At 68.4% G+C, this 23,940-nt stretch carries 26 protein-coding genes; all 26 read left to right on the top strand.

Features of this window, described 5'->3' with window-relative positions; genetic code table 11:
* The 26 genes from flgK to flhB all read left to right on the top strand — a co-directional run bounded on the left by flgK (position 1) and on the right by flhB (position 23,939).
* Positions 1-1,881 carry a flagellar hook-associated protein FlgK gene (gene flgK / locus ACYVJ8_RS05215; RefSeq protein ID WP_460709974.1) on the top strand — a complete coding sequence of 627 codons (1,881 nt, stop codon included), beginning with the start codon at positions 1-3 and terminating at the stop codon, positions 1,879-1,881.
* Positions 1,878-3,098 carry a flagellar hook-associated protein FlgL gene (flgL, locus tag ACYVJ8_RS05210; protein ID WP_460709972.1) on the top strand — a complete coding sequence of 407 codons (1,221 nt, stop codon included), beginning with the start codon at positions 1,878-1,880 and terminating at the stop codon, positions 3,096-3,098. Before flgK ends, flgL begins: the two co-directional genes overlap by 4 nt.
* A 198-nt stretch (positions 3,099-3,296) precedes the next feature.
* A complete protein-coding gene (locus ACYVJ8_RS05205; protein WP_460709970.1) occupies positions 3,297-4,460 on the top strand; it encodes a flagellin in 1,164 nt (387 codons plus the stop codon).
* Positions 4,461-4,652: 192 nt separating this feature from the next.
* Positions 4,653-5,990: a flagellar filament capping protein FliD gene (gene fliD, locus ACYVJ8_RS05200; RefSeq protein ID WP_460709968.1), complete on the top strand. Its 1,338-nt coding sequence runs from the start codon at positions 4,653-4,655 to the stop codon at positions 5,988-5,990.
* Between the two features lie 28 nt (positions 5,991-6,018).
* Positions 6,019-6,414, top strand: a complete 396-nt coding sequence (gene fliS / locus ACYVJ8_RS05195; protein ID WP_460709966.1) for a flagellar export chaperone FliS — start codon at positions 6,019-6,021, stop codon at positions 6,412-6,414.
* The gene (locus ACYVJ8_RS05190; RefSeq protein ID WP_460709964.1) at positions 6,411-6,695 is read left to right on the top strand and encodes a hypothetical protein; all 285 of its coding nucleotides are present in this window, start codon (positions 6,411-6,413) and stop codon (positions 6,693-6,695) included. The genes fliS and ACYVJ8_RS05190 overlap by 4 nt, the downstream gene beginning before the upstream one ends.
* Before the next feature lie 32 nt (positions 6,696-6,727).
* A complete protein-coding gene (locus ACYVJ8_RS05185) occupies positions 6,728-7,327 on the top strand; it encodes a PilZ domain-containing protein (RefSeq protein ID WP_460709962.1) in 600 nt (199 codons plus the stop codon).
* 83 nt (positions 7,328-7,410) lie between these two features.
* Positions 7,411-8,043, top strand: a complete 633-nt coding sequence (locus ACYVJ8_RS05180) for a response regulator (RefSeq protein WP_460709960.1) — start codon at positions 7,411-7,413, stop codon at positions 8,041-8,043.
* A gap of 231 nt (positions 8,044-8,274) precedes the next feature.
* Entirely contained in the window at positions 8,275-9,657 is a 1,383-nt protein-coding gene (rpoN, locus tag ACYVJ8_RS05175; RefSeq protein WP_460709958.1) for an RNA polymerase factor sigma-54, read from the top strand.
* Between the two features lie 8 nt (positions 9,658-9,665).
* Complete coding sequence (locus ACYVJ8_RS05170; RefSeq protein ID WP_460709956.1) at positions 9,666-10,052, top strand: response regulator; 387 nt, start codon at positions 9,666-9,668, stop codon at positions 10,050-10,052.
* Positions 10,049-11,635 carry a sigma-54 dependent transcriptional regulator gene (locus ACYVJ8_RS05165; protein WP_460709954.1) on the top strand — a complete coding sequence of 529 codons (1,587 nt, stop codon included), beginning with the start codon at positions 10,049-10,051 and terminating at the stop codon, positions 11,633-11,635. Before ACYVJ8_RS05170 ends, ACYVJ8_RS05165 begins: the two co-directional genes overlap by 4 nt.
* A gap of 86 nt (positions 11,636-11,721) precedes the next feature.
* Positions 11,722-12,093 carry a flagellar hook-basal body complex protein FliE gene (fliE, locus tag ACYVJ8_RS05160; RefSeq protein WP_460709952.1) on the top strand — a complete coding sequence of 124 codons (372 nt, stop codon included), beginning with the start codon at positions 11,722-11,724 and terminating at the stop codon, positions 12,091-12,093.
* A gap of 57 nt (positions 12,094-12,150) precedes the next feature.
* On the top strand, positions 12,151-13,818 hold the full coding sequence (fliF, locus tag ACYVJ8_RS05155) for a flagellar basal-body MS-ring/collar protein FliF (protein ID WP_460709950.1): 1,668 nt from the start codon (positions 12,151-12,153) through the stop codon (positions 13,816-13,818).
* Positions 13,811-14,815 carry a flagellar motor switch protein FliG gene (fliG, locus tag ACYVJ8_RS05150; RefSeq protein ID WP_460709948.1) on the top strand — a complete coding sequence of 335 codons (1,005 nt, stop codon included), beginning with the start codon at positions 13,811-13,813 and terminating at the stop codon, positions 14,813-14,815. The genes fliF and fliG overlap by 8 nt, the downstream gene beginning before the upstream one ends.
* Positions 14,812-15,414, top strand: coding sequence for a FliH/SctL family protein (locus tag ACYVJ8_RS05145; protein WP_460709946.1), 603 nt, complete (start codon positions 14,812-14,814; stop codon positions 15,412-15,414). Before fliG ends, ACYVJ8_RS05145 begins: the two co-directional genes overlap by 4 nt.
* 22 nt (positions 15,415-15,436) lie before the next feature.
* The gene (fliI, locus tag ACYVJ8_RS05140) at positions 15,437-16,804 is read left to right on the top strand and encodes a flagellar protein export ATPase FliI (protein WP_460709944.1); all 1,368 of its coding nucleotides are present in this window, start codon (positions 15,437-15,439) and stop codon (positions 16,802-16,804) included.
* Positions 16,805-16,843: 39 nt separating this feature from the next.
* Positions 16,844-17,311 carry a flagellar export protein FliJ gene (gene fliJ, locus ACYVJ8_RS05135; RefSeq protein ID WP_460709942.1) on the top strand — a complete coding sequence of 156 codons (468 nt, stop codon included), beginning with the start codon at positions 16,844-16,846 and terminating at the stop codon, positions 17,309-17,311.
* 251 nt (positions 17,312-17,562) lie between these two features.
* Positions 17,563-18,468 (top strand): flagellar hook-length control protein FliK, encoded by a 906-nt coding sequence (locus ACYVJ8_RS05130; RefSeq protein ID WP_460709940.1) that lies wholly within the window; start codon positions 17,563-17,565, stop codon positions 18,466-18,468.
* Positions 18,469-18,589: 121 nt separating this feature from the next.
* Entirely contained in the window at positions 18,590-19,099 is a 510-nt protein-coding gene (locus tag ACYVJ8_RS05125) for a flagellar basal body-associated FliL family protein (RefSeq protein ID WP_460709938.1), read from the top strand.
* Positions 19,096-20,106, top strand: a complete 1,011-nt coding sequence (gene fliM, locus ACYVJ8_RS05120) for a flagellar motor switch protein FliM (RefSeq protein WP_460709936.1) — start codon at positions 19,096-19,098, stop codon at positions 20,104-20,106. Before ACYVJ8_RS05125 ends, fliM begins: the two co-directional genes overlap by 4 nt.
* A complete protein-coding gene (fliN, locus tag ACYVJ8_RS05115) occupies positions 20,103-20,438 on the top strand; it encodes a flagellar motor switch protein FliN (protein ID WP_460709934.1) in 336 nt (111 codons plus the stop codon). The genes fliM and fliN overlap by 4 nt, the downstream gene beginning before the upstream one ends.
* Complete coding sequence (fliO, locus tag ACYVJ8_RS05110) at positions 20,435-20,821, top strand: flagellar biosynthetic protein FliO (protein ID WP_460709932.1); 387 nt, start codon at positions 20,435-20,437, stop codon at positions 20,819-20,821. Before fliN ends, fliO begins: the two co-directional genes overlap by 4 nt.
* Positions 20,822-20,868: 47 nt before the next feature.
* Entirely contained in the window at positions 20,869-21,690 is an 822-nt protein-coding gene (gene fliP, locus ACYVJ8_RS05105) for a flagellar type III secretion system pore protein FliP (RefSeq protein WP_460711049.1), read from the top strand.
* Positions 21,691-21,703: 13 nt separating this feature from the next.
* Entirely contained in the window at positions 21,704-21,973 is a 270-nt protein-coding gene (locus tag ACYVJ8_RS05100; protein WP_460709930.1) for a flagellar biosynthetic protein FliQ, read from the top strand.
* 16 nt (positions 21,974-21,989) lie between these two features.
* On the top strand, positions 21,990-22,775 hold the full coding sequence (gene fliR / locus ACYVJ8_RS05095) for a flagellar biosynthetic protein FliR (RefSeq protein ID WP_460709928.1): 786 nt from the start codon (positions 21,990-21,992) through the stop codon (positions 22,773-22,775).
* Positions 22,776-22,784: 9 nt separating this feature from the next.
* Complete coding sequence (gene flhB / locus ACYVJ8_RS05090; RefSeq protein ID WP_460709926.1) at positions 22,785-23,939, top strand: flagellar biosynthesis protein FlhB; 1,155 nt, start codon at positions 22,785-22,787, stop codon at positions 23,937-23,939.
* Position 23,940: the final 1 nt, after the last annotated feature.

Genomic DNA, 23,940 nt, shown 5'->3' with positions numbered 1-23,940 from the left:
ATGAGCGGCATTCTTTCCACCGGCACCTCCGCCCTGCTCGCCTTCCAGCGCGCATTGGGCACCGTCGGCCACAACGTCGCCAATGCGGCGACGCCGGGTTACAGCCGCCAGCGTGTGGAACTCACTGCGCGTCCCGGTCAGGGCAGCAGCGCGACCTACATCGGCCAGGGTGTGGATGTGGGCAGCCTGCGCCGCCTCGCCGACGGACTGGTGTTCGCGCGCCAGATCGACAGCAGCAGCGAACTGGGCCGCCTGGAACAGGTGTCCTCGCTGTCCACGCGCGTGGATGCGCTCTTGTCGGGCGAATCCACGAGCCTGTCGCAGCCGTGGTCGGCGTTCTTCGGCGCGGCGCGGGGCGTGGTGTCGGATCCGACCTCGCAAGTCGCGCGTAGTCAGCTGATCACTTCGGGCCAGCAGCTCGCCACGCGCTGGCGTTCGCTCGATAGCCAGCTGGCCACGGTCGAAAAGGATACTGACCAGAAGATCGTCACCTCCGTCGCCGACGCCAATCGCCTCGCCAGCGAAATCGCTTCGCTCAATCGCGATATCGCCGGCGCCGGCAGCAACGCATCGCCGGATTTGCTCGACGCGCGCGCCCTGCGCATCGATCAGCTTTCCAAACTCGTCGGCGCCGAAACCGTCCAACAGGACGATGGCGCGCTCAACGTCTTCACCACCGGCGGACAGGCGTTGGTCTTGGGCGGCCGCGCCATGCAGCTGACGACCGTCGCCGACCCGTATCGCCCCGATCGTCTGCAGATCGCGCTCGAAGGCGCTAACGGACCGATGCGCCTGCCGACCTCGGCGATCGGCGGCGAGATCGCCGGCCAACTGGAGTTCCGCGGCCGCGTGCTCGATCCGGCGCGCGCCGAACTCGGTCGCGCCGCTACCGCCTTCGCCCTCGCCTTCAACGACGCGCAGCGCGCCGGCGTCGATTACAACGGCGCGGCAGGCACTGATTTCTTCTCGATTGCACCGCCGCGCGTCGATGCGCATGGATCGAACACTGGCACGGCCAGCGTCACCGCAAGCGTCAGCGACGTGGGCGCGCTCACCGGCCAGGATTTCGTCCTGCGCTATGACACCGGCGCCTGGAGTGCGACGCGCGCCGATAGCGGCGAACCGATCGCGCTAACCGGCACCGGCACCGCGGCCGATCCATTGCGCATCGGCGGACTGTCGCTGGTCGTGGGCGGTGCACCGGCGAATGGCGATCGCTTCGCCGTATCGCCGACGGCGGGCGCTTCGGCCAGCGTCAAGGTGGTGTTGCAGGATCCTGCCGCTATCGCGGTCGCGTCGCCGCTGCAGGGGGCGGCCGATACCGGCAACCTCGGCACCGCGCGCGTCGGCGCGACGCAGATCACCGATCCGGCGACGTTCGCCGGTTTCGCCGGCGCCACCGTCGACTTCATCGACGCCGATCAATACACGATCGATGGCGCCGGCCCATACCCCTATAACGCTGGCGCGCCCATCGCCGGCAGCGGTTGGTCGCTGACGTTGGAAGGCGCGCCTGCCGCAGGCGATCGCTTCACGCTGTCGCGCACGCCGCCGCGCTCGGCCGACAATGGCAATGCGCGCGCGTTCGCCAACCTCGACAGTAAGGCACTGCTCGACGGCGGCACTACCAGTCTCACCAATGGCCTGAGCCAGCTCACCGCACGTGTGGGCAGCGCCGCGCGCCATGCCGATCTGACCCTGGAGGCACAGCAGGCCATCCACGCGCAGGTCGAAGCCGAGCGCGAATCGGTGTCCGGCGTGAATCTCGATGAAGAGGCCGCCGACATGCTGCGCTTCCAGCAGGCCTACCAGGCCGCCGCGCAGGTGATCGCCACGGCCGACAACGTATTCCAGTCGCTGCTCGGAGCCATCCGCCGATGACCTTGCGAATTTCCACCGCCGGCCTGCACGCCCAGGGTTTGGCGGCGCTGTTGCGCCACCAGAGCGAAATCGCGCGCACCCAGCAGCAGATCACGACCGGCACCCGCATCACCCAGGCCAAGGACGATCCGGTCGCCGCGTCGAATGCGCAGCGGCTCGATCACGTGCTGGCGATGCTGGGCGAATACAAGCGCGGCGCCGAACAGGTCGACAACCGCCTGCGCCTGCAAGAGGAAGCACTGGCCGATGCCGGCAGCATGCTCTCACGAGCGCGCGAACTCGCCATCCAGGGCAACAACGCGCCGCTGTCGGACAACGACCGCAAGGCGATCGCCGCGGAAGTACGCCAATTGCGTTCCGCGTTGGTATCCGTCGCCAATCGCGATGACGGCAATGGCCGTCGCCTGTTCGCGGGAACGCGCGATGGCGTCGTGCCTTTCGTCGACAACGCCGGCAGCGTCGCCTACCTGGGCGATGACGGCCAGAACGACGTCGACATCGCGCCTGAAATCGCAGTGGCCGATACCGATCCGGGCAGCGCGGTGTTCCTGCGCGTGCGCACCGGCGATGGCTATTCGCGCGCCACCGCCGCGACTACGAACACCGGTACCGGTGTTGTGGATGCGGCGAACGTCAGCGACCCGGCCGCATGGAACGGTCGAGCGCTGTCGCTGCGCTTCACCTCCGCGACCAACTACGAAGTCCTCGATGGCACAGGGACTGCGCTGGTGCCACCGGTGACGGGCACGTGGGCGCCGGGTCAGGCGATCCCAGATCCCGCCGCCGGTCTGGGCGTGCAGTTCCGCATTTCCGGAACACCGGCGGCCGGCGATTCGTTCTCGATCGAACCTGCGCCGACACGCGACATCTTCGCCACGCTGGAAACACTCGCGGACACGCTGGAAGCGCCCACCGCCACCCCGGCGGACGCGGCGCGGCGCGCCAACGCGATGGCGTCCGCGATCGGCGACATCGCCACCGCGGAAGACCACATGCTCACGGTGCGCGCGAGTACGGGCATGCGCCTGCAGGAACTGGATCGCACCGCGGAGCGGCGCAGCAGCGAGGAAGTCACGCTGAGCGGAACGCTATCGGAACTGCGCGACACCGATCTGGCCGAAGCAGTCAGCCGGCTCAGCACGGAGATGACCGCATTGGAGGCCGCACAGAAGTCGATGCTGCGGATCCAGGGGCTGTCGCTGTTCGACAAGTTGTAAGCGGGGACGAGGGGAACGGGCTTCCAGCCCGACTTCCACGACGAAGGTCACAAAAACGGCACATTTCAGGCTAAAGACGATCCGGACGGTGCCGTTACCTACACCAGCAGAGGACAGGGCCGGTGGAAACGGCAAGCCCCTGCGAGACCACCACCCTACATCGTCGCTTCGTCGGCACCGTTACCCCGGAGACAACCCATGTCCATCATCAATACCAACGTGATGTCGCTGAACTCGCAGCGCAACCTCGCGACCAACAGCGCCAGCCTCGCCACCACCATTCAGCGCCTGTCGTCGGGCCTGCGCATCAACAGCGCGAAGGACGACGCCGCCGGCCTGGCGATTTCCGAACGCTTCTCCACCCAGATCCGCGGCATGAACCAGGCCGCCCGCAATGCCAACGACGGCATCTCGCTGGCGCAGACCGCTGAAGGCGCGCTGGGCGAAATCGGCAACAACCTGCAGCGCATCCGCGAACTGGCCGTGCAGTCGCGCAACGCCACCAACTCGGCCGACGATCGCGCCGCCCTGCAGAAGGAAGTCTCGCAGCTGAAGTCGGAAATCGACCGCGTCGCCGACCAGACCAGCTTCAACGGCACCAAGCTGCTCGATGGCTCGTTCACCGCGCAGACCTTCCAGGTTGGCGCCAACCAGGGCCAGACCATCTCCGTCGACTCCATCGCCGACGCCAACATCGCCGCGCTGGGTTCGTGGAACGAACCGTCCACGACCACCTACACGCAGACCACCGCTGCCGCCACCGCCACCGCTTTCGCCACCGGCGTCTCGATGGACATCAATGGCGTGACGATCTCGACGGCCGCCGGCGCCGCCGACGCCGCCGCCGCCACTGCCGCGATCAAGTCCGCGTTCGACACCGCGAAGGCCAACCCGGCCAACACCGCGCTGGCCAACGTGAGCATGGACGCCGCCGGTGCCATCACCTCGACCGACGCGTCGCTGACCATCGCCAACCTGACCAACGTCAGCGGCGTCACCGCCGGCACCACGGCCGGTACGGCTTCGCAGGTGACGGGTGCCGCTCACACCGGTTTCGCCGGCCTCGACATCTCCACCGCCGCCGGCGCCGACAACGCGATCCTGGCGATGGATGCCGCGCTGACCGCCGTCAACAGCGCCCGCGCCGACCTGGGCGCCGTGCAGAACCGCTTCACCTCGGTGATCGCGAACCTCAACACGACCTCCGAAAACCTGACCGCGTCGCGCAGCCGCATCCGCGACACCGACTTCGCGAAGGAAACGGCGGAACTGACCCGTACGCAGATCCTGAACCAGGCCGGCACCGCGATGCTGGCCCAGGCCAATCAGGCGCCGCAGGGCGTGCTGAGCCTGCTGCGCTGATGAACGACGCGGGACGCGGCTCCGGCCGCGTCCCGCTGCTTCCTGATACTTCGCTTCACCGCTTTATTCGCTTCAGAACTTTCGCTTCACCTTCTCTCCCGCGAGGCGTTCCATGGCCACCGACCGACTCCATACGACAAGCAGGTCCGTGGTCCGGCGGAGCGCCTCGCGCTACTTTCCGCGGTGGGCGCGATGAGCATCTCGTCCACCGGCATCGGCAGCGGTCTGGACGTCGCCACCCTGGTGCAACAGCTGGTGGCCGCCGATCGCACGCCCACGGCCAACCGCATCGACGCCAGCGAGCGTAAGACCAAGGCGGAGATTTCCGCTTTCGGCACCCTGCGCAGCGCGTTCGACAGCCTGCGTAACGCGATCGGCAAACTGAGCTCCGGCGATACGGTGGCGGCCCGCAAGGCCAGCGTGGAAGCCGAAGCCGGCTTCACCGCCAGCGCCACCGCCAAGGCGGCGATCGGCAGCTACGACGTCGAAGTCCTTGCGCGCGCCAGCGCGCACAAACTCGCGTCGAAGGCCTATGCCACTGCCGGCACGACCGTCGGCACCGGCCATCTCACCCTCACCAGCGGCGACACCACGCTCGAAGTCGACATCGACGCCGAGCACGCCACGCTCCAGGGCGTGCGCGACGCCATCAACAAGGCAGCACAGGGCAAGGGCGTTACCGCAACGATCGTCACCGCGGACGACGGCGCTCGCCTTGTGCTGAGCGCGACCGCGACCGGCGCGAGCAACGCGCTGCACATCACCGCCAGCGGCGGCGACGGCGGCCTGTCCGCCCTCGCCTACGCTCCGCCGGCGGCGAGCCAAATGCAGCAACTGCAAGCCGCGACCGACGCCAAGGTCAAAATCGACGGCTTCGTGCGCAGCAGCGCCAGCGACACCATCACGGACATGATCGAAGGCGTCACCCTGACGTTGACCTCGGCCGCCCCCGGCACGATCAAACGCCTCACCGTCGCGGCCGATCCCTCGGTCCTGCGCGGCGCGGCCAAGAGCTTCGTCACGTCCTGGAATGCCGCCATCAACGCCATGGCGACCACGACCAAGTACGACGCCGCGACCAAGGTCGCCGCTGCGCTCAACGGCGATGCACTGGTGCGCGGCGTCAACCGCGACCTGCGCGGGCAGTTGGGCGATGCCGTGACCGATCTGAAGGCACTGGGCATCACCATCGATACCAACGGCACCTTGAAGCTGGACGAGGCCGCTTTCGATGCGGGCATGGCCAAGGATCCGACCGCGGCGAAGCGCCTGTTCAGCGACGACGACGGCCTGGCCGCCGGACTCGACAAGAGCCTGGACCGCCTGCTCGACGCAAATGGCCTGCTCAAGGGCCGCGACGAAGATCTGGCCAAGCGCACCAAATCCATCGCCGATCAGCGCACCGCGCTGGACGAGCGCATGAGCCAGCTGGAAGCGCGTTACCGCGCGCAGTTCGTCGCTCTCGACGAACTCATGACGCGCATGCAGTCCACCAGCAGCTACCTCACCCAGCAGCTCCAGAACCTCTGACAGCCCCCGCCTTTCACGAGTCTCAGCCATGTACAGCGCCCGCAACTACGCCAACCAGTACCGGCAGACCGGCGTCTCCAGCGCCGTGCTGGAAGCGTCCCCGCATGAACTCGTCGCGCTGATGCTGGCCGGTGCCCGCGAGCGCGCGCGCCTGGCAATCGCCTGTCTCGAACGCGGCGATCTGCCGCGCAAGGCGCAGGCGATCAGCGAAGCCGGCGCGATTATTGCGGGCCTGGACGGTGCGCTGAACCTCGAAGCCGGCGGCGAAATCGCCGACGGCCTGCAAGCCCTATACGACTACGCGCAGCGCCGCCTGCTCGTCGCCAACGCGCACAACGATCCCGAACCCTTGCGCGAAGTCGACAAGCTGCTCGGCGAGATCGAATCGGCCTGGCGCGCGATCACACCCGCGGCCGCGAAATGAGCGTTCCGCAGCTGCCCGCCGAACACATCCGCGACGCCATCGCGACGGGCGACTGGACGCTCGCCAACGAGTTGCTCTCCCTGCATCAACGCGAACTGGCCAACGCGCTGGAAACCAGCGATCGCTCCGCCGCGGCGCGCGAATCCTGGACCGCACTCCAGCTTGCACATCAGTCGTTTCTGGCCGAGTTGCGGATCGCCCGCGATCAGGCGGCCGACGCGCTGGCGCGCGTGGCCGAGGACCAGCGCCGCGCCCGCGCCTGGCTGCGCGAATTGGCCTAACGTTCCTGGCCGTCCTCATGGAAGCCGCCTTCATGAAAGCCCCCTTCGCGAGTGCCGCCATGACGCCTGCCGTGGCCGCCGCCCACGAACAATTGTTCGGCGACGTGCTGGCCTGTGACGAAGTCCTTCCCGCCGCCTTTCTCCCGGGACCGACCGAAGCTCAAGTGCAACGCCTGCACCTCGCCCAGGCCGAAGGGCTGCTGCGCGCGCTCGCGGTGGTCGAAGACAGCGGGCGCAACGAGGAGGCGGATCCGCACATCGACGCCGCGTTCCGCCGGCTCGAAGCCAAGATCGACCTGCTTACCGCCCTGGTAGCCGGGTTCGCGGCGAGCCACAGCGTGGACGCGGTGCGCAGCCTGCATTGGTCCGCGCGCGGCGCCCGGCTCGTCACCGACGCCGCCCACCCGCCGGGCACACGCGGTCTGTTTCGCGTGCAGCCCGCCGAATGGCTGCCGTCCCCGCTGGTCCTGCCCGCGAGCGTGGCCGCCGTGGAATCTGCGGCCGGCGGCACCGTCCCGCAGGCCCTGTGGCTGCGCTTCGACGCCCTCGGCCCGGCCCTGGAGGCCGCGCTCGAACGCCATCTTTTTCGCGTCCACCGACGCGCCGTGGCAGAAAGCCGACGCAGCGGGTAAACAAACTGACCAACGCGGTGATTTCGCGAACACGCCGCCGCCCGTAAGCTGTGCCCGTCACGGATGCGGCGAGGGGAACAGGTGTGGTTCGAGTCCTGATTTGCGACGACCACACCCTGGTGCGTGCCGGCCTGCGTCGGCTCGTGGACGCGTTCGACGGCGTCGAAGTCGTCGGCGAAGCCAGCAGTGCCGACGAGGTCGTGCAACGGGCGAAGCAGATGCTCCCCGACGTGATCCTGCTCGATGTGTCGATGCCCGGCCGCAGCGGTTTCGAGGCGCTCGACGAACTGCGCCGCACCCAACCCGAGACCGCGGTTGTCATCATGTCGATGCACGACGACTCGCTGCACGTGCGCGAAGCGATGCAGCGCGGCGCCAGCGGCTTCGTGGTCAAGGAAGCGGCTCCGGCCGAACTCGAAGTCGCGATTCGCGCCGCCGCCGCCGGCCGCACCTTCCTCAGTCCGCAGGTATTCGCCTCGCAGCTGCAGCCGCCGGGCATGCGCAAGCCGCAGGGCGATATCGACAAACTATCGCGCCGGCAGCGGGAAATCCTCGATGCACTGGGCGCTGGCCGCACCACCAAACAGATCGCGGCGGATTTGGGCCTGAGCGTCAAGACGGTGGAAACGCACCGCTCGCGCCTGATGGAAACCCTCGGCTGCCGCAACGCGGTCGAACTGCTGCGCGTGGCGATGCGCCTGCACGACAAGCGCTGAGCTGTCGAAAAATCGGCTGCAGGCCGCGATGGAAATCCGCCGCGCCTTTCGCCCCGCTGCGTCCCCCTGCGACAGCTCGCGTCAGTAATGCGACGCAATGTAGGGGATTCCCTTACAAGCACAGGGGATTTCCCCTAGTGCCACCCGGGTTTGCCCCGATTCGAAGACCGTCACGCTCCCTTCACTCTCTGTTCCGGGGATCAGCGACTTGCTGAATTTTGGGGACAAGGGATGAAAGCGGGCATCCGCGCGAATCTGGTGCAGGGCGTCAACCTGACACCGCAACTGCTGCAGTCGATCCGGCTGCTGCAACTGACTTCGCAGCAGCTGGAACAGGAGCTGCAGCAGGCGCTGGAACGCAATCCGCTGCTCGAGCAGGAGGATCCTGCCGACGAAGCCGATACCGTCTCCGACGCCGAGGCCGCCGCGCTCGAAGCCGCCGCCTGGGACGAACTGCCCGAACCCTCGTTCCTCGCCGGCATCGCCGCCGGCGGCAGCGCGGACGACGATGGCATGGCCCGCATCGCCGACTCCGCTTCCAGCGACCCGCGCCTGTGCCTGCTGCAGGAACTGGCGCTGCACTGGAAGGCCAGCGATCTCGAACTCGCCGCCTGGTGGCTGGATCGCTGCAACGATCACGGCTATCTCGAACAGCCCCTGGCCGATCTCCTGGCCGAGGGCCGCGCCGCCTTTCCGCAGCGTGCGCACGAACTCGAATTCATCCGCCAGCGCCTGCTGCACGGCGACTGGCCGGGCATGGCCGCCTGCGACGCCGGCGAATGCCTGCAGGCCCAGCTCGCCGTGCAGGCGGAGAGCCCCGTACGCGATCTGGCCGTGCGCATTCTCGGCGAGCACATGGCGTTGCTCGCGGCGCATGACGAAGCGGGCCTGGTGCAAACCCTCGGTGCCGATCCGACCAGCGTGCGCGCCGCGATCGCACTGATCCTGACGCTGCGCCCGCATCCGGTCGAAACGGCCACGGCCGAGGATTCGCACCTCGTGCCCGAAGTCGTCGCCTGGTTCGCCGGCGGCGCCTGGCGGGTCGCGCTCAACCCGCGTACTACGCCGCGCGTGCGCGTCGCACCGCACTGCGAGCGCGCCCTGGCCGGCGGCAGCAGTGCCGACCATGCGGTGCTCAAGGGATTGCTCGACGAGGCGCGCTGGCTGGTGCGCGGACTGGGCATGCGCAACGACACGCTGCTGCGCACCGCGCAGGTGCTGGTAGAGCGCCAGCGCGGCTTCCTCGAACACGGCGACGAAGCCCTCGCCCCGCTCACCCTGCGCGAAGTGGCCGACGCTATCGGCATGCACGAATCCACCGTCTCGCGGATCGTGGCAGGCAAGTACATCCAGACCCCGCGCGGCACGCTGGAACTCAAGCGCCTGTTCGCGGTGCGCCTGGAAGGCGCGGAAATCGGCGGCACTGCGGTGCGCGCGATGGTCAAGCGCCTGATCGACGCCGAGCCGGCCAACGCACCGCTCGCCGACGACGTGATCGCCGGCCTGCTCGCCCGCCAGGGCGTGCGCATCGCCCGTCGTACGGTCGCCAAGTACCGCGACCAGTTGTCCATCGGTCCCGTCCGTGCGCGTCAGCGCCTCCTCGCCCGCGCCTGAGAAACGTCATGCCCCCCCTCAAAGTTCTTCTGGTCGACGACCACCCCGGCTTCATCAACGCGGCCGTACGCCATCTGCGTCGCCTGGAGTGGATCGAAGTCGTCGGCTCCGCCGGCAACGGCATCGAAGCGATCGCGCAGTGCGAAGTCCTGCGTCCCGACGTGGTGCTGATGGATCTGGCCATGCCGGAAATGGGCGGGCTGCAGGCCACGCGCCTGATCAAGGCCCAGGACGCGCCGCCCTACATCGTCATCGCCAGCCATTTCGACGACAGCGAGCACCGCTCGCACGCGTTGCGCGCCGGCGCGGACGCCTTCGTCAGCAAGTTGAGCTATCTCCACGACGTCATGCCGCTGCTGGAAAAGCTGGCCGCGGATCGAGGCAACAACGTATGAGCGAGTCGCGCATCCTCATCATCGACCAGGACATGAAGCGTGCCGAGCACGTGGCCAACCTGCTCGAATTCATGGACTTCACCCCGCGCATCGCGGCCGAGGCCGACGACCTCGACCTGGCCCGCGCACGCGGCAGCGACTGGGTTGCGGTGATCGTGGGCGACATCGGCGACGGCCGCGGCTTCGAAGCGTTCGCGCGCTGGCTGGCTCGCGAATCGCTGCATCCGCCGGTGCTCGAACTGCCCGGCCAGGCCGAAGACGCCGCCTGGCGCACGTATCTGCATCCGCAAACGGTCTGGCCGCTGGCCTACCCGATCCGCCGCGCGCAACTGCAGGAAGCCCTGCGTCGCGCCAGCCTCAAGCGCCTCGACGACGACGCCCGCCGCGAACTGCCGCGGATCGGCCCCACCGGGCGCAGCCCGGCGGTGCTGCAGCTCAACCGCATGATCGACCAGGTCGCGCCGCACGACACCACCGTGCTGGTACTGGGCGAATCGGGCACCGGCAAGGAAGTCGTCGCGCGTGCGATCCACGATCGTTCCACCCGTCGCGACAAGCCTTTCGTCGCGATCAACTGCGGCGCCATTCCGCCGGACCTGCTGGAAAGCGAACTGTTCGGCCACGAAAAGGGCGCCTTCACCGGCGCACTCACCCAGCGCAAGGGCCGCTTCGAAATGGCCGAAGGCGGCACCCTGCTGCTGGACGAAATCGGCGACATGAGCCTGCCGATGCAGGTCAAACTGCTGCGCGTCCTGCAGGAACGCTGCTTCGAGCGCGTCGGCGGCAACCAGACGATGAAGTGCGACGTGCGCGTCATCGCCGCCACGCACCGCAACCTCGAGGCGCGCATCGCCGACGGGCACTTCCGCGAAGACCTGTTCTACCGCCTCAACGTCTTCCCGATCGACATGCCGGCGCTGCGCGAGCGCAGCGACGACCTCCCCGACCTGATTGCCTCCATCACCCGGCAATTGTCGGATGGCGGCCGCGGCCAGGTGTCGCTCGCTACCGACGCGGTCCGCGCCCTGCAGCACTACGCCTGGCCGGGCAACGTGCGCGAGCTGAGCAATCTGCTGGAACGCCTGGCGGTGCTGCACCCGGGCAGCACCGTGCGCGCAGTGGATCTGCCCGCCCGCTATCGTGCGGCGCTGCCGGCTGCCGACACCCAGGTCGCCGTTGCGTCTGCTGTCGAGGCTTCCACCGATGTCCCGCCCATCGCGGGTTCCGCTGGCCTATCGGGTAATCGCTTTCATCCGGCCCCGGAACCCGCGCAAATCGCCCTGCCGCAGACCCATGCCGGAGCGGCTCCGCTCACGGCCGACGCAAAGGCAACCGCCGCCACCTTCGATCCGTCCAAGTACTCGCCCAACGCCACGCTGCCGCCCCAGGGCATCGATCTGCGCGGCCACATGGCCGGCATCGAGCTGGAGCTGATCCGCGCCGCGCTCAACCAGTCCGGCGGCGTCGTCGCTCACGCCGCACCGCTGCTGGGGCTGCGCCGCACCACGCTGGTGGAGAAGCTGCGCAAGTACGGGATCTTCCGTGAGCAGGCCGACGAGGCGCAGTCGGACGACGCCGCATGACGCATGGGGCCGTGACGGAGAACCGTCGCGGCTCTGGCACAGGCCTTGCCTAGTCGCTGCTAGTCCGTTTCAGAACGACGACCGCAATGACCGACGCCATCTCTTCCATCCTGTCGCAGATCCGCGCCCACGAGATGCGCACGCGCGGCGCGATGGCCGATGCGCCCGCCAGCAATGCGATCGGACCGCTGGGCACCGGGACGGCCGCCGGCGGCGTCAATGGAACGGCATCGGCTCCCGGCTTCCAGCAATCGCTAAGCAACGCTCTCGACCAGGTCAACCAGACCCAGGCCAATGCCAGCAGCTTGCAACAGGCGTTCGAAATGGGCGATCCGCGCGCCGACCTCGCCCGCGTGATGGTGGCGATGCAGCAGTCGCAGGTCGCCTTCCGCGCCACGGTCGAGGTGCGCAATCGCGTCGTCCAGGCGTACCAGGACGTGATGAACATGCCGGTGTAACCGTAGTTCCGCGCTCTTACGAACCACTAATCACGAATCACGAACCCCGGTCCTTCCATGAGCGTCGTCGCCCTTCCCAAATCCGCTTCCGGTCTGAAGGACCTCGGATACCTGCAGGACATTCCGGCGGTGCGCCAGCTCGGTTTGCTGGTGGTGGTCGCCGGCGCCATCGCGCTCGGACTATGGTTGTTCTTCTGGACGCAGAAGCCCGATTACGTGCCGTTCGGCGCCGGCATGGACGCCAAGTCGGTCGACGAAGCCTCCGAGTTGCTGCGCGGCGCGCAGATCCCGTTCCGCATCGAACCCGGCAGCGGCATGTTGTCGGTGCCCACCGATCAGGTCGGCGCCGCGCGCATGGCGCTGGCGTCGGCCGGCCTGCCCTCGAGCGACGGGCGTGGCTTCGAATCCATCGAAGGCGACCAGGGCTTCGGCACCAGCCAGTTCATCGAGAACGCGCGCTATCAGCAGGCGCTGCAGACCGAACTGGCACGCACCATCGCCAACCTGCGTCCCGTACGCGAAGCACGCGTGCATCTCGCGCTGCCCAAGCCCAGCGCCTTCACCCGCCAGGCCGAACCGGCCAGCGCCTCGGTCGTCCTTGAATTGCGCAGCGGCAGCACGCTGGAACAGGGCCAGGTCAACGCGATCGTGCATCTCGTCGCGTCGAGCATTCCCGGCCTGGCGCCGGAGCACGTGACCGTCGTCGACCAGTTCGGCCGCATGCTCACCAATAGCGATCCCGACGGCGAAGAAGCGATCGGCGCGCGCCAGTTCGACCAGCAGCGCCGGCAGGAAGCGGTCTACGTGCAGCGCATCCAGGAGCTGCTCGAACCCATGACCGGCCGTGGCCGTGTTAGCGCACAGGTCAGCGTCGACATGGACTTCGCACAGACCGAAGAAGCCAGCGAGCGCTACGGGCCGCAGACCGCGCTGGTGCGCAGCGAGCAATTGTCCGAATCCGGCAACCTCGGTCCCGCCGCCGCGCCGGCGCAGGGCATTCCCGGCAGCGCCAGCAACACGCCGACCGCAGCGAATACGACTGCGGCGGCAGCGCCTGCTCCCGCCGCCGCTGCGCAGGCCAACGCTAGCGAATCGTCGGTCTCCGGCCCCGGCAGCCGCACCGCCGTGCGCAACTACGAACTCGACCGCACCCTCACCCACACCCGTCAGGCGCCGGGCCGCATCCGCCGCGTCACCGCCGCCGTGCTCGTGGACAACGTGCCGCAGGGCGCGTCGGAAACCGGCAAGGCGCCGAAGGAACGCCCGCTCACCGCAGCCGAACTGCAACGCATCGAAACGCTGGTGCAGCAGGCCATCGGTTTCGATTCGCAGCGCGGCGACGTGGTGTCGGTGGTCAATGCGCCCTTCGCCCGCGGCACCTCCGAAACGCCGGAGGAAGCCGCGCCGATGTGGCAGAACCCGCGCGCGCGCGATCTGCTGCGCACGGTGCTGGGCGGACTGGCGGTGCTGGTGCTGATCTTCGCCGTGCTGCGCCCGGCCTTCCGCCAACTCATCGCGCCGAAGGCGCGCCAGGCGTCGCCCGTGCTGGTCGAAGCCGACGATGAGATTCCAGTGACCCTGTCATCGCCCAGCCCGAAGGCAAGTCACGCGTCGGCGGCGCTGATGAACTTCGACGAGAAGCTCGAAGTCGCCCGTTCGGCGGTCAACACCGACGCCAAGAAGGTCGCCCAAGTCGTGCGCAACTGGGTGGAAACCGATGGCTGATCAAGCGGCTCTCTCCGGCGTACAGCGCGCCGCGATCGTCCTGCTCTCGCTGGGCGAGCAGCAGGCAGCGGAAGTGCTCAAGCACATGGGCGCCAAGGAAGTGCAGAAGCTCGGCCTGGCCATGACCTCCGTCGGCGGCGTGTCGCGCGAAACCGTCGCGCACGTGTTCGACGACTTCGTCGATACGCTGGCGCAGCCGGGCGTGCTCGGCTCGGCCGCCGACGAATACGTGCGCGCGGTGCTCACCCAGGCACTGGGCGAGGAACGCGCGGGCAGCCTGATCGACCGCATCCTGATGGGCCGCAACACTTCCGGCCTGGATTCGCTCAAGTGGATGGAGCCGCGCGCGATCGCCGAGCTCATCCGCAACGAACATCCGCAGATCATCGCGATAGTGATGGCGCACCTGGACAGCGACCAGGCCGCCGAAGTGCTCAAGTGCCTGCCCGACCGCGTGCGCGTGGACGTGCTGCTGCGCCTGGCCACGCTCGACGGCATTCCGCCGCATGCTCTGAACGAGCTCAACGACGTGATGCAGCGGCAGTTCGCCGGCAGCCAGAACCTGAAGTCGTCCTCGGTAGGCGGCATCAAGGTCGCCGCCAACATCCTCAACTTCATGGATTCGGGCCAGGACGAGACGATCCTCGGCGCGATCGGCGAGGTCGACGAAGAGCTGGGCGGCAGGATCCGCGACCTGATGTTCGTGTTCGACAACCTGGCCGAGCTCGACGACCGCGCGATCCAGACGGTCCTGCGCGAGGTCGCCAGCGAACGCCTCGCGATCGCCCTGCGCGGCGCCGACAGCAAGGTGCGCGAAAAGATCACCGCCAACATGTCGCAACGCGCCGCCGAGATCCTGGTGGAGGACATGGAGGCGCGCGGTCCCGTGCGCCTGGCCGAGGTAGAAGCCGCGCAGAAGGAAATTCTCGCCATCGTGCGCAAGATGGCGGACAGCGGTGAGATCCAGCTGTCGGCCAAGACGGAGGCCTTCGTATGAGCGTCGCCGCCCTGTCCGATGCCGTGCGCTGGAATGCGCCTGGCCTGTCGCTGGGAAAGACCCGCGAACCCGCCCTGCCCGCGCCGCCCTCCGTGGAGGAACTGCAGGCGCTGGAACAGGCCGCGCACGCCGAAGGCTATGCCCGCGGCCACGCCGAAGGCCTGGCCGCCGGCCAGGGCGAAGTGCGGCGCATGGTCGCGCAGATCGAAGGCATCCTCGACAGCTTCACCCGTCCGCTCGCCCGCCTCGACGGCGAAGTGACGGATGCACTCGCCGATCTCGCCGTGCGCATCGCCGGTTCGTTGCTTGCGCGCGAATACATCGCCGATCCGACCCTGCTCGCCGACCTGGTGCGCGAAGCCCTCGACGCCGTCGGCAGCGGCAGCCGCGAAATGGAACTGCGCCTGCATCCGGACGACTTCGGCGTGCTCGCCCCGCACCTGGCCGGCCTGGACGGCGTGCGTCTGACCATCGACGCCAGCCTCGGCCGCGGCGAGCTGCGCCTGCACAGCGAAAGCGTGCGTATCGACGGCACCATCGCCGCACGCCTGCACTCGGTGCTGGAATCGGTGCTGTCCGGCAAGGCGGGCGAACGATGATCGACCTCCACGGAGTCCGCGCATGAGCGTCCCCGCCTCGCACTGGCGCGATGCACGCAACCTGCGCCTGGCCACGCAGCTGCAGGGCTGCGATCCGCACACGCCGCTGCTCGGCCTGGCCCGTGAAGGCGTGCTGCGCCGTGCGGTAGGCCTGACCCTCGAAGCTTCCGGTTGCAGCGCGCCGCTGGGTTCGCGCTGCCGTGTGGAAACCGCGGGCGGCCGCTGGGTGGATGCGGAAGTCGTCGGCTTTTCCGGCGACCGCACCTTCCTCATGCCCTCCTCCGACCTGGTCGGCCTGCTGCCGAATGCGCGCGTGGTGCCGACCCGCCGCCGCGGCGAAGTCGCGGTGGGCGAAGGCCTGCTCGGCCGCGTGATCGACAGCGACGGCGTACCGCTCGACGGCCGCGGCCCGATCCGCGAGGAACACTGGGTCGGCCTCACCGGCGCCGCGATCAATCCGCTGACCCGCGAACCGATCACCCGTTCGCTCGACGTGGGCGTGCGTGCGATCAATGCGCTGCTGCCGATCGGCCGCGGCCAGCGCGTCGGCCTGTTCGCCGGTTCGGGCGTAGGTAAATCGACGCTGCTGGGCATGATGACCCGCTTCACCGCCGCCGACGTGATCGTGGTGGGACTGATCGGCGAACGCGGCCGCGAAGTACGCGACTTCGTCGAAGCCACGCTCGGCGAGGAAGGCCTGCGCCGTTCCGTCGTCGTCGCCGCGCCGGCGGATCGTCCGCCGCTGGCCCGCCTGCATGGCGCGCTGCGCGCCACCGCGATCGCCGAGTGGTATCGCGATCAGGGCCTGCACGTGCTGCTGCTGATGGATTCGCTGACCCGCTACGCGCAGGCGCAGCGCGAGATCGGCCTGTCGGTGGGCGAGCCGCCGACCACGCGCGGCTATCCGCCGTCGGTGTTCGCCAAGTTGCCGGCCCTGGTCGAGCGTGCCGGCAACGGCGCCGAGGGCCGTGGTTCGATCACCGCCTTCTACACCGTGCTGACCGAAGGCGACGACCAGCAGGAGCCCATCGCCGACGCCGCCCGCGCGATCCTCGACGGCCACATCGTGCTCACCCGCCGCATCGCCGACGCGGGCCAGTACCCGGCCATCGACGTCGAAGTGTCGGTGAGCCGCGTAATGCAGGACATCACCGACGCGCCCTGGCGCGAGCGCATCCGCAAGCTGAAGCGGCTGATGTCCGCTTACAGCGCGCAGCGCGACCTGATCGCCATCGGCGCCTACCAGCGCGGCAGCGATCCGGCCGTCGACGAGGCCATGGCGCGCTGGCCCGCGATCCTCCAGTTCCTCGGACAGGACGTTTCCGAGGCCGCCGATGTCGAAGCCAGCCGCGCGGCGCTCGCGCGGCTGCTCGATGAAACATCTGTCTGACGAACGTCCCTTCGACGTCTTGCGGAGATCTGAAACCCCATGCGTTCGCACCGTCTCGATCCGCTGCTCAAGGTCATGCAGCAACGCCAGGACAACGCCGCCCGCGACGTCGCCGAGCGCGACCGCGCGCTGGCCGAACAAGAGGAGCGCCTGGAGGCCTTGCGCCGCTACGCCGAGGAATATGCGACTCCGCCCGCCGACGCCAGCATGGCCCCCGCGCTGTTGGTGAACCGCATGGCGTTCCGCGAGCGCCTCAACGCCGCCGTGGTGCAACAGGCCGGCATCGTCGATCACAACCGCCAGCTCAGCGACGTGGAACGCGCGCGCCTGCTGCTGGCCAGCCGCGAGAACAAGGTGCTGGAGAAACTCGCCGACAGCTACCGAGCACAGGAAACCCGCGTCGCCGAGCAACGCGTGCAGCGCGAACTCGATGACCTGGGCGGGCGCCGTGCGCTGGCGGCCAAGGCCGAAAACGCGGGCAACGGCGAAACGGAGTCCTCGGCGTGATCGGCGCGACAGGCGCAGCGGCGCTACTGCCGTCCGCTTCTTCACCTGCTCCGCCGTCGCCGGTCGGCATGGCGACGGAAACAGGCGTTGCCGAAGCGCCATCTTCATCCGATGCGGCCTCCGCACCAGCGGACACTGCAAGCGCGTCGGGCACCTCGGCCTCTGCCAATCGCCCACAATCCGTCGATGCGAAGCGGGACGGTGCCGCGGTACCGGCGAAAACGGCGGCCAAGCCATCCGATTTCGCCGCATTGCTCGCCAGCACGAGCGAGGTCACGACCGTCACGACAACGACTGCGAGCGCTCCCGCACCATCGGCCGACAAAACCGATGGCGACGCGCCGGCTCCCGTCACTTCGAGCCTGCCCGACCAGTTGTTGGCGCTGCTGGGCGGTGCCTGGGCGATGGCCGCACCCGCGGAATCCACCGCTGTGCCGCCAGCACCGCAAAGTGCGGCGGGAATGCAGGCCGCCTGTGCGACACCGACCACCGGTGGAGGCAGGGCGGGCATGGCAGGCCCGGTGCAACTTCCGGCCATCGCCGCGGCGCCGACGAACGCCATGGCCTCGCAGCCCGACGCGCCGGGCGCGGTTATCGCCATCGATTCCAACGCAAAGGCCGGCACGTCCGCCGATACGGCGGTAGCGGCGGCAGCGCCGGATACGAATGCGGCGATTCCCGCATTCCCGAGCCTCGCGCCAACGGCGGCGAGCGCAACCGAAACGCGCAGCGCCGTCGCCGCGCCGCCCATCAGCGTTCCGACCGATCCGCAGCAGGGCTTCGACGACGGCTTCGGCGCGCGCCTGGTGTGGATGGCCGAACAACGTTTGGGCCACGCCGAGATCCGCCTGAATCCCGAACACCTGGGCCCGATCGACGTGCGCGTGCAGGTCGACGGCACCCAGGTCAACGCCGAATTCCACAGCGCGCACGCGGCCGTGCGCCAGACGATCGAAGCCAGCCTGCCGCGGCTGCGCGAACTGCTGGGGCAGCAGGGACTGCAGCTCAATCAGGCGGATGTGGGACAGCGCCATGCGGGCTCCGGACAACAGCCGCGCGGGAGTGCGGACAGCGCGCCGGCTACCGATGCGCCGGCTAGCGACGCGGCCGTCATACGGCCGTTGCGGAGCCGCGGACTGGTGGACGAGTACGCGTAAGCGCTGACGGCGGTACGTCAAACCCCCGTCGCCCCCGCATTCAGTCTTCCGCCAAAACCCCGACGCCGCTCAGGCACAGCGCTTGCAGCGTTACGGCATCACCGACTTCGGAGTGCCGTTCGTGCCAGCCCCCGCCGATTCCAGCACCAACCCCAACCGCAAGGCCAAGTCCCCGGGCAAGTCGCGCGGCAAGTGGCTGTGGATCGTTGTGTCGGTCGTCGTGCTCGGCTCGGGCTGCGGCGGATTCTGGTGGTGGCAGGGCCAGCAGGCCGCGGCCCACGCCGCCGTCAAGGCCCCGCGTCCGCAGCGTGCGCCGGCGCAGTACTTCGCGCTGGAGCCAGCCTTCGTAGTCAATCTCGTCGACGCCGAAGCCGTGCGCTACCTGCAGGCCGATGTGCAGTTGGTCACGCGTGACGCCGACACGCGCCTCGCCGTGGAGACCCACGCGCCCGCGATCCGTAACCGCTTGTTGCTGCTGTTCGGGCAGCAGTCCTCGGCGCAGCTGTCCCAGCGCAGCGGCAAGGAACGCCTGCAGGCCGCCGCCCTCGCCGAAGTGCGGCAGGTGCTCAAGCAGGAGGGCGCCGCGGACAAGGTCGAAGCGGTCATCTTCACCAGCCTGGTGACGCAATGATGAGCGCCGACCTGCTTTCGCAAGACGAGATCGATGCCCTGCTCCACGGCGTCGACAGTGGCGTGGTCGAAACCGAAACGCCGCCCGCCGCACCGGGCGAGGCGCGCTCGTACGATTTCGCCAGCCAGGACCGCATCGTTCGCGGCAAGCTGCCGACGCTGGAGATGATCAACGAGCGCTTTGCGCGCACCTGGCGCATCGGCCTGTTCAACCTGCTGCGCCGTTCGGCCGACCTGTCCGTGCGCGGCATCGAGCTGATCCGCTTCGGCGAATACATGCACTCGCTGCAGGTGCCTACCAACCTCAACCTGGTGAAGATGAAGCCGCTGCGCGGCACCGGCCTGGTCGTCTACGAACCACGCCTGGTCTACACCGTCGTCGACAACTTCTTCGGCGGCAACGGCAAGTTCCACACCCGCATCGAAGGCCGCGAATTCACGCCCACCGAGATGCGCGTGATCCAGCTGCTGCTGAAGCAGACCTTCGCCGACCTGGTCGACGCCTGGGCGCCGGTGATGCCGGTGGAGTTCGAGTACCTCAACTCCGAGGTCAACCCGCATTTCGCCAACATCATCAGCCCGCGCGACTACATCGTGGTCAGCCGTTTCCATTGCGAACTGGAAGGCGGCGGCGGCGAAGTGCATGTGGCCCTGCCCTATTCGATGCTCGAGCCGATCCGCGAGCAGCTCGATGCCGGCGTGCAGAGCGACCGCATCGAGAAGGACGAGGGCTGGACGCGCGCCATGCGCGCGCAGTTGCAGGAAGCCCTGGTCGAGCTGAGCTCCACGGTCGCGCGCCGGCAGATCAGCCTGCGCGAACTGTCGCGCATGAAAGTGGGCGACATCATTCCGATCGACATGCTGCCGGTGGTGCCGCTGCACGTCGAGCAGATGCCCTTGTTCTCCGGCGAATTCGGCGTCCACAACGGCCGCAACGCCATCAAGGTCACGCAGGTGCAAGCCGCGCGGACCACTTCTTCCTTCGATTCCAAGACGGCCATGCCATGAACAATTCCGATTCCGCCGCTGCCCGCGCCGCCTTCGATCCGCTGACCGCCGATGCCGGTGCCGGCGGTACCGACCTGAATCTCGACGTCATCCTCGACGTGCCGGTTTCGCTGTCGCTGGAAGTCGGCCGCACGCGCATCCCGATCCGCAACCTGCTGCAGCTCAACCAAGGCTCGGTGGTGGAACTTGACCGTGCCGCGGGCGAGCCGCTGGACGTTTACGTCAACGGCACGCTGATCGCACAGGGCGAGGTCGTGGTCGTCAACGATCGCTTCGGCGTGCGCCTGACCGACGTGGTCAGCCCGGCCGAGCGCATCAAGAGGCTGCGATGAGCCCGACCGCGACTGTCGCGCAGATCGGCAAGCCCGCCGCGGTGCCGCATGCGCCCAGCGCCGCCGGCAGCATCGGCAGCACGTTCTTCGCCTTGATCATGGTGATCGGGCTGATCCTCGCGCTGGCGTGGCTGGCCAAGCGCATGCCCGGCTTCCGCGGCGGCGCAGGCAATTCCGCGCTGCGTGTCGTCGGCTCGCTGGCGTTGAGCCCGCGCGAGCGGCTCGTGGTGGTGGCCGTCGGCGATACCCAGCTCGTGCTCGGCGTCGGCGCGGGCGGCACTCGCACCCTGCATACCTTGAGCGAACCGCTGCCCGTCGCCGAACCGGCCGGCATGCCGGTGTTCGCGCAGGTGCTCTCGCAACACTTTGGAAAGAAAGCATGACCCGCGTGACGCGTTTCTCTCAGCGGCTTCTCCCGCTGTATTCGGCAATGCGCAGCATGGCGCTGGTGATGCTCGTACTGGGCATGCTGCTGATGAGCGGCACCGCGGTGGCGCAAGCGCGTGCGGCGGCTCCGGCCGCGCAAACGGCGACTGCGGCTCCTGCTCCTGCAGCAACTGCCGCGCCTGCAGCCTCCAAGCCGCTGCCGTCGGTCACTGTCGGCCAGATCGGCAACCAGCCGGTGAGCATGCCGCTGCAAGTGTTGGCATTGATGACCGGCATCACCCTGCTGCCGGCGGCGTTGATGGGGCTGACCGCGTTCACCCGCATCATCATCGTGCTGGGCCTGCTGCGGCAGGCGCTGGGCACGGGGCAGACGCCGGGCAACCAGGTGCTGCTCGCGTTGGCCTTGTTCCTCACCGCGATGGTGATGACGCCGGTGTTCGACCAGGCATGGGCGAACGGCATCTCGCCGTATCTCGATCATCAGATCGATTTCAAGACCGCGTGGACCGCGTCCTCCGAACCCTTCCGCGCCTTCATGCTGGCGCAGGTGCGGCAGAACGATCTGATGACGTTCGCCGGCCTGTCCCATAGCGGGCCCTACGCGACGCCGCAGGACGTACCGTTCGGCGTGCTCGCCGCATCGTTCCTGACCAGCGAGCTCAAGACGGCGTTCGAGATCGCGTTTCTGATCTACATCCCCTTCGTGATCATCGACCTGGTCGTCGCCAGCGTGCTGATGTCGATGGGCATGATGATGCTCTCGCCGATGCTCATCTCCACGCCGTTCAAGATCCTGCTGTTCGTGCTGGTCGACGGCTGGGTCCTGGTCGTGGGTTCGCTCGCCTCCAGCTTCAACCCGATCTAGGGAGCGCGAATCAATGAGCCCCGAAACCGCATTGGACGAAATCGCCCGTGGCCTGCAGCTGGCGCTGATGCTGGGCGCGCCGCCGCTGCTGGCGGTGCTGGCGATCGGCGTGCTGGTCGGCATCGTCCAAGCCGCCACGCAGATCAATGAGCCCACTATCGCGTTCGTCTTCAAGGCCCTCACCCTGGTGGCGACGCTGGGCCTGACCGGGCATTTCCTGATGGGCCGGCTCGTGTCGTTCACCACCGATCTGTTCCAGCGGATTCCGCAGCTGATCGGCTGACGGGCTAGCGGTCGAGATGGACTCCGTCACCCTTGCCAGCGCCACCGGCGTCGACCTGCTCGCCCTGCTCGGCACGGTGCTCTGGTACGCGCTGCGCATCGGCGCGGCGGTGCAGGTGCTGCCGGTGCTCGGCGGACGCGGCATGCCGGTGCGCGCGCGGCTGCTGGTGACGCTAGCGATGGCCGGCGCGATCTCCACCGTGCTGCCGACACCGCCGCCGATGGGCGTCGATGCGGCGACGGTGCTGGGCGTATTCCGCGAGGTCACCGTGGGCCTCGTCATCGGCCTGTTGTTGCGGCTGGCATTCGAAGCCGGACAGCTGGCGGGCGAATTCGTCTCGCAAGGCATGGGCCTGTCGTTCGCGACGATGGCCGACCCGCTCAGCGGCGCGTCTTCGCCGGTGCTGTCGCAGTGGTTCTATCTGGTGTTCGCGCTGCTGTTCTTCACCCTCGACGGGCATCTCGCGCTGGTGCGCCTGCTGGCCGGCAGCTACGAAGGCCTGCCGATCGGCGCCGTCCTGCCCGATCGCCAGGCGCTGCTCGCCGCGGTGCCGATGTTCTTCTCCACCACCCTGCGTGCCGGCGTGCTGCTCGCGCTGCCGGTGACCATGGCGCTGCTGGCGGTGAACATCGCCTTCGGCGTGCTGGCGCGCGCGGCTTCGCAGCTCAATCCGATGGCGATCGGCCTGCCGGTGTCGCTGCTGGTGGGCCTGGCGCTGCTGATGCTGCTGTCGCGGGAATTGCAGGCGCCGGTACAGCAACTGTTCGACAATGCTTTCGCCGTTGCCCGCGGTCTCACCTAGGAGACCGTGATGAGCGAAGCCGCCGACCACGAAGACCGCACCGAACAGCCAACAGAAAAACGGCTGCGCGAGGCCCGCGAACGCGGCGACGTTCCGCGCTCGCGCGAACTGGCCAACGTCGCCGTGCTCGGCTGCGCGGTACTCGCCTTGAAGGTGACGGCTGGAAGCCTGGGCAGCGCCTCGCGCGACTGGATGCGCGATGCGCTCAGCCTCGACCCGGCCCTGATCGACGCGCCCGACCGCCTGCTGCCGCACGCCGCCTCCCTGCTGGTCGGGCTGGTGGTGCCGATGCTGCCGCTGTTCGCCGCCGCGCTCGTCGCCTGCCTGGCCGCGCCGGCGATCATGGGCAATCTGCGCTTTGCCGGCGCCGCGCTGCAGCCGGACATCAACCGGCTCAATCCCTTGAATGGCTTGAAGCGCATGTATGGGCGCGACAGCGTCGCCGAAGTGGTCCGCTCGCTGTTGCGGGTGCTGCTGATCGGCGGCATTGGCGGCTGGATGGTGTATCGCGCCTTCGACACCCTGATCGCCCTGCCGCAGGCTTCGCTCGAAGTGGCGGTTTCCGAAGGCGTCGGACTGGCCTCGTCTGCCTTGCTGGCGATGGTGGGGGCACTCGGCGTGCTCGCCGCCATCGACGTGCCCTGGCAGCACTTCCAACATCGCAGCCGCTTGAAGATGACCAAGCAGGAGCTGCGCGACGAGCTGAAGGAATCGGAAGGCAATCCGGAAGTGAAGGCGCGCGTGCGCCAGGTCGCCCGCGAGATGTCGCGCCGCCGGATGATGGAAGCGGTGCCCACCGCCGACGTGATCATCACCAACCCGACCCACTACGCGGTCGCGCTCAAGTACACCGCCGGCGCCATGCGCGCGCCCAAGGTCATCGCCAAGGGTGTCGACGAAATGGCGCTGGCGATCCGCGACGTCGCCGGCAAGCACCGCATCGCCATAGTCGAAGCGCCGCCGCTGGCACGCGCCTTGTATCGCCTGGCCAAGGTCGACCAGGAGATCCCGGTGAAGCTCTACGCCGCCGTCGCACAAGTCCTGTCTTACGTGTACCAGCTGCGGGCCTGGGTGCCGGGCCGTGGCCCGATGCCGACGCTGACCGAGTTCGACGTCGGCGCCGACGGGGCCGCCGACCCTGACGTCAAGGATTCGACACCGTGAG

The sequence above is a fragment of the Lysobacter terrae genome (assembly GCF_054782215.1).
Note: the sequence above shows the minus strand (reverse complement) of the source record. Positions and strands in the feature narration are given on the sequence as shown.

Excerpts from the sequence above, each read along its gene's own strand:
- flhB (WP_460709926.1), top strand. The coding sequence starts at position 22,785 with ATGAGCGAAGCCGCCGACCACGAAGACCGCACCGAACAGCCAACAGAA.
- fliG (WP_460709948.1), top strand. The coding sequence starts at position 13,811 with ATGGCTGATCAAGCGGCTCTCTCCGGCGTACAGCGCGCCGCGATCGTC.
- fliR (WP_460709928.1), top strand. The coding sequence starts at position 21,990 with ATGGACTCCGTCACCCTTGCCAGCGCCACCGGCGTCGACCTGCTCGCC.
- rpoN (WP_460709958.1), top strand. The coding sequence starts at position 8,275 with ATGAAAGCGGGCATCCGCGCGAATCTGGTGCAGGGCGTCAACCTGACA.
- ACYVJ8_RS05185 (WP_460709962.1), top strand. The coding sequence starts at position 6,728 with ATGAAAGCCCCCTTCGCGAGTGCCGCCATGACGCCTGCCGTGGCCGCC.
- fliP (WP_460711049.1), top strand. The coding sequence starts at position 20,869 with ATGCGCAGCATGGCGCTGGTGATGCTCGTACTGGGCATGCTGCTGATG.
- ACYVJ8_RS05165 (WP_460709954.1), top strand. The coding sequence starts at position 10,049 with ATGAGCGAGTCGCGCATCCTCATCATCGACCAGGACATGAAGCGTGCC.
- ACYVJ8_RS05145 (WP_460709946.1), top strand. The coding sequence starts at position 14,812 with ATGAGCGTCGCCGCCCTGTCCGATGCCGTGCGCTGGAATGCGCCTGGC.
- fliO (WP_460709932.1), top strand. The coding sequence starts at position 20,435 with ATGAGCCCGACCGCGACTGTCGCGCAGATCGGCAAGCCCGCCGCGGTG.
- fliD (WP_460709968.1), top strand. The coding sequence starts at position 4,653 with ATGAGCATCTCGTCCACCGGCATCGGCAGCGGTCTGGACGTCGCCACC.
- fliJ (WP_460709942.1), top strand. The coding sequence starts at position 16,844 with ATGCGTTCGCACCGTCTCGATCCGCTGCTCAAGGTCATGCAGCAACGC.
- ACYVJ8_RS05100 (WP_460709930.1), top strand. The coding sequence starts at position 21,704 with ATGAGCCCCGAAACCGCATTGGACGAAATCGCCCGTGGCCTGCAGCTG.
- fliF (WP_460709950.1), top strand. The coding sequence starts at position 12,151 with ATGAGCGTCGTCGCCCTTCCCAAATCCGCTTCCGGTCTGAAGGACCTC.
- fliN (WP_460709934.1), top strand. The coding sequence starts at position 20,103 with ATGAACAATTCCGATTCCGCCGCTGCCCGCGCCGCCTTCGATCCGCTG.
- ACYVJ8_RS05205 (WP_460709970.1), top strand. The coding sequence starts at position 3,297 with ATGTCCATCATCAATACCAACGTGATGTCGCTGAACTCGCAGCGCAAC.
- fliE (WP_460709952.1), top strand. The coding sequence starts at position 11,722 with ATGACCGACGCCATCTCTTCCATCCTGTCGCAGATCCGCGCCCACGAG.
- fliM (WP_460709936.1), top strand. The coding sequence starts at position 19,096 with ATGATGAGCGCCGACCTGCTTTCGCAAGACGAGATCGATGCCCTGCTC.
- flgL (WP_460709972.1), top strand. The coding sequence starts at position 1,878 with ATGACCTTGCGAATTTCCACCGCCGGCCTGCACGCCCAGGGTTTGGCG.
- flgK (WP_460709974.1), top strand. The coding sequence starts at position 1 with ATGAGCGGCATTCTTTCCACCGGCACCTCCGCCCTGCTCGCCTTCCAG.
- fliS (WP_460709966.1), top strand. The coding sequence starts at position 6,019 with ATGTACAGCGCCCGCAACTACGCCAACCAGTACCGGCAGACCGGCGTC.
- fliI (WP_460709944.1), top strand. The coding sequence starts at position 15,437 with ATGAGCGTCCCCGCCTCGCACTGGCGCGATGCACGCAACCTGCGCCTG.
- ACYVJ8_RS05190 (WP_460709964.1), top strand. The coding sequence starts at position 6,411 with ATGAGCGTTCCGCAGCTGCCCGCCGAACACATCCGCGACGCCATCGCG.
- ACYVJ8_RS05170 (WP_460709956.1), top strand. The coding sequence starts at position 9,666 with ATGCCCCCCCTCAAAGTTCTTCTGGTCGACGACCACCCCGGCTTCATC.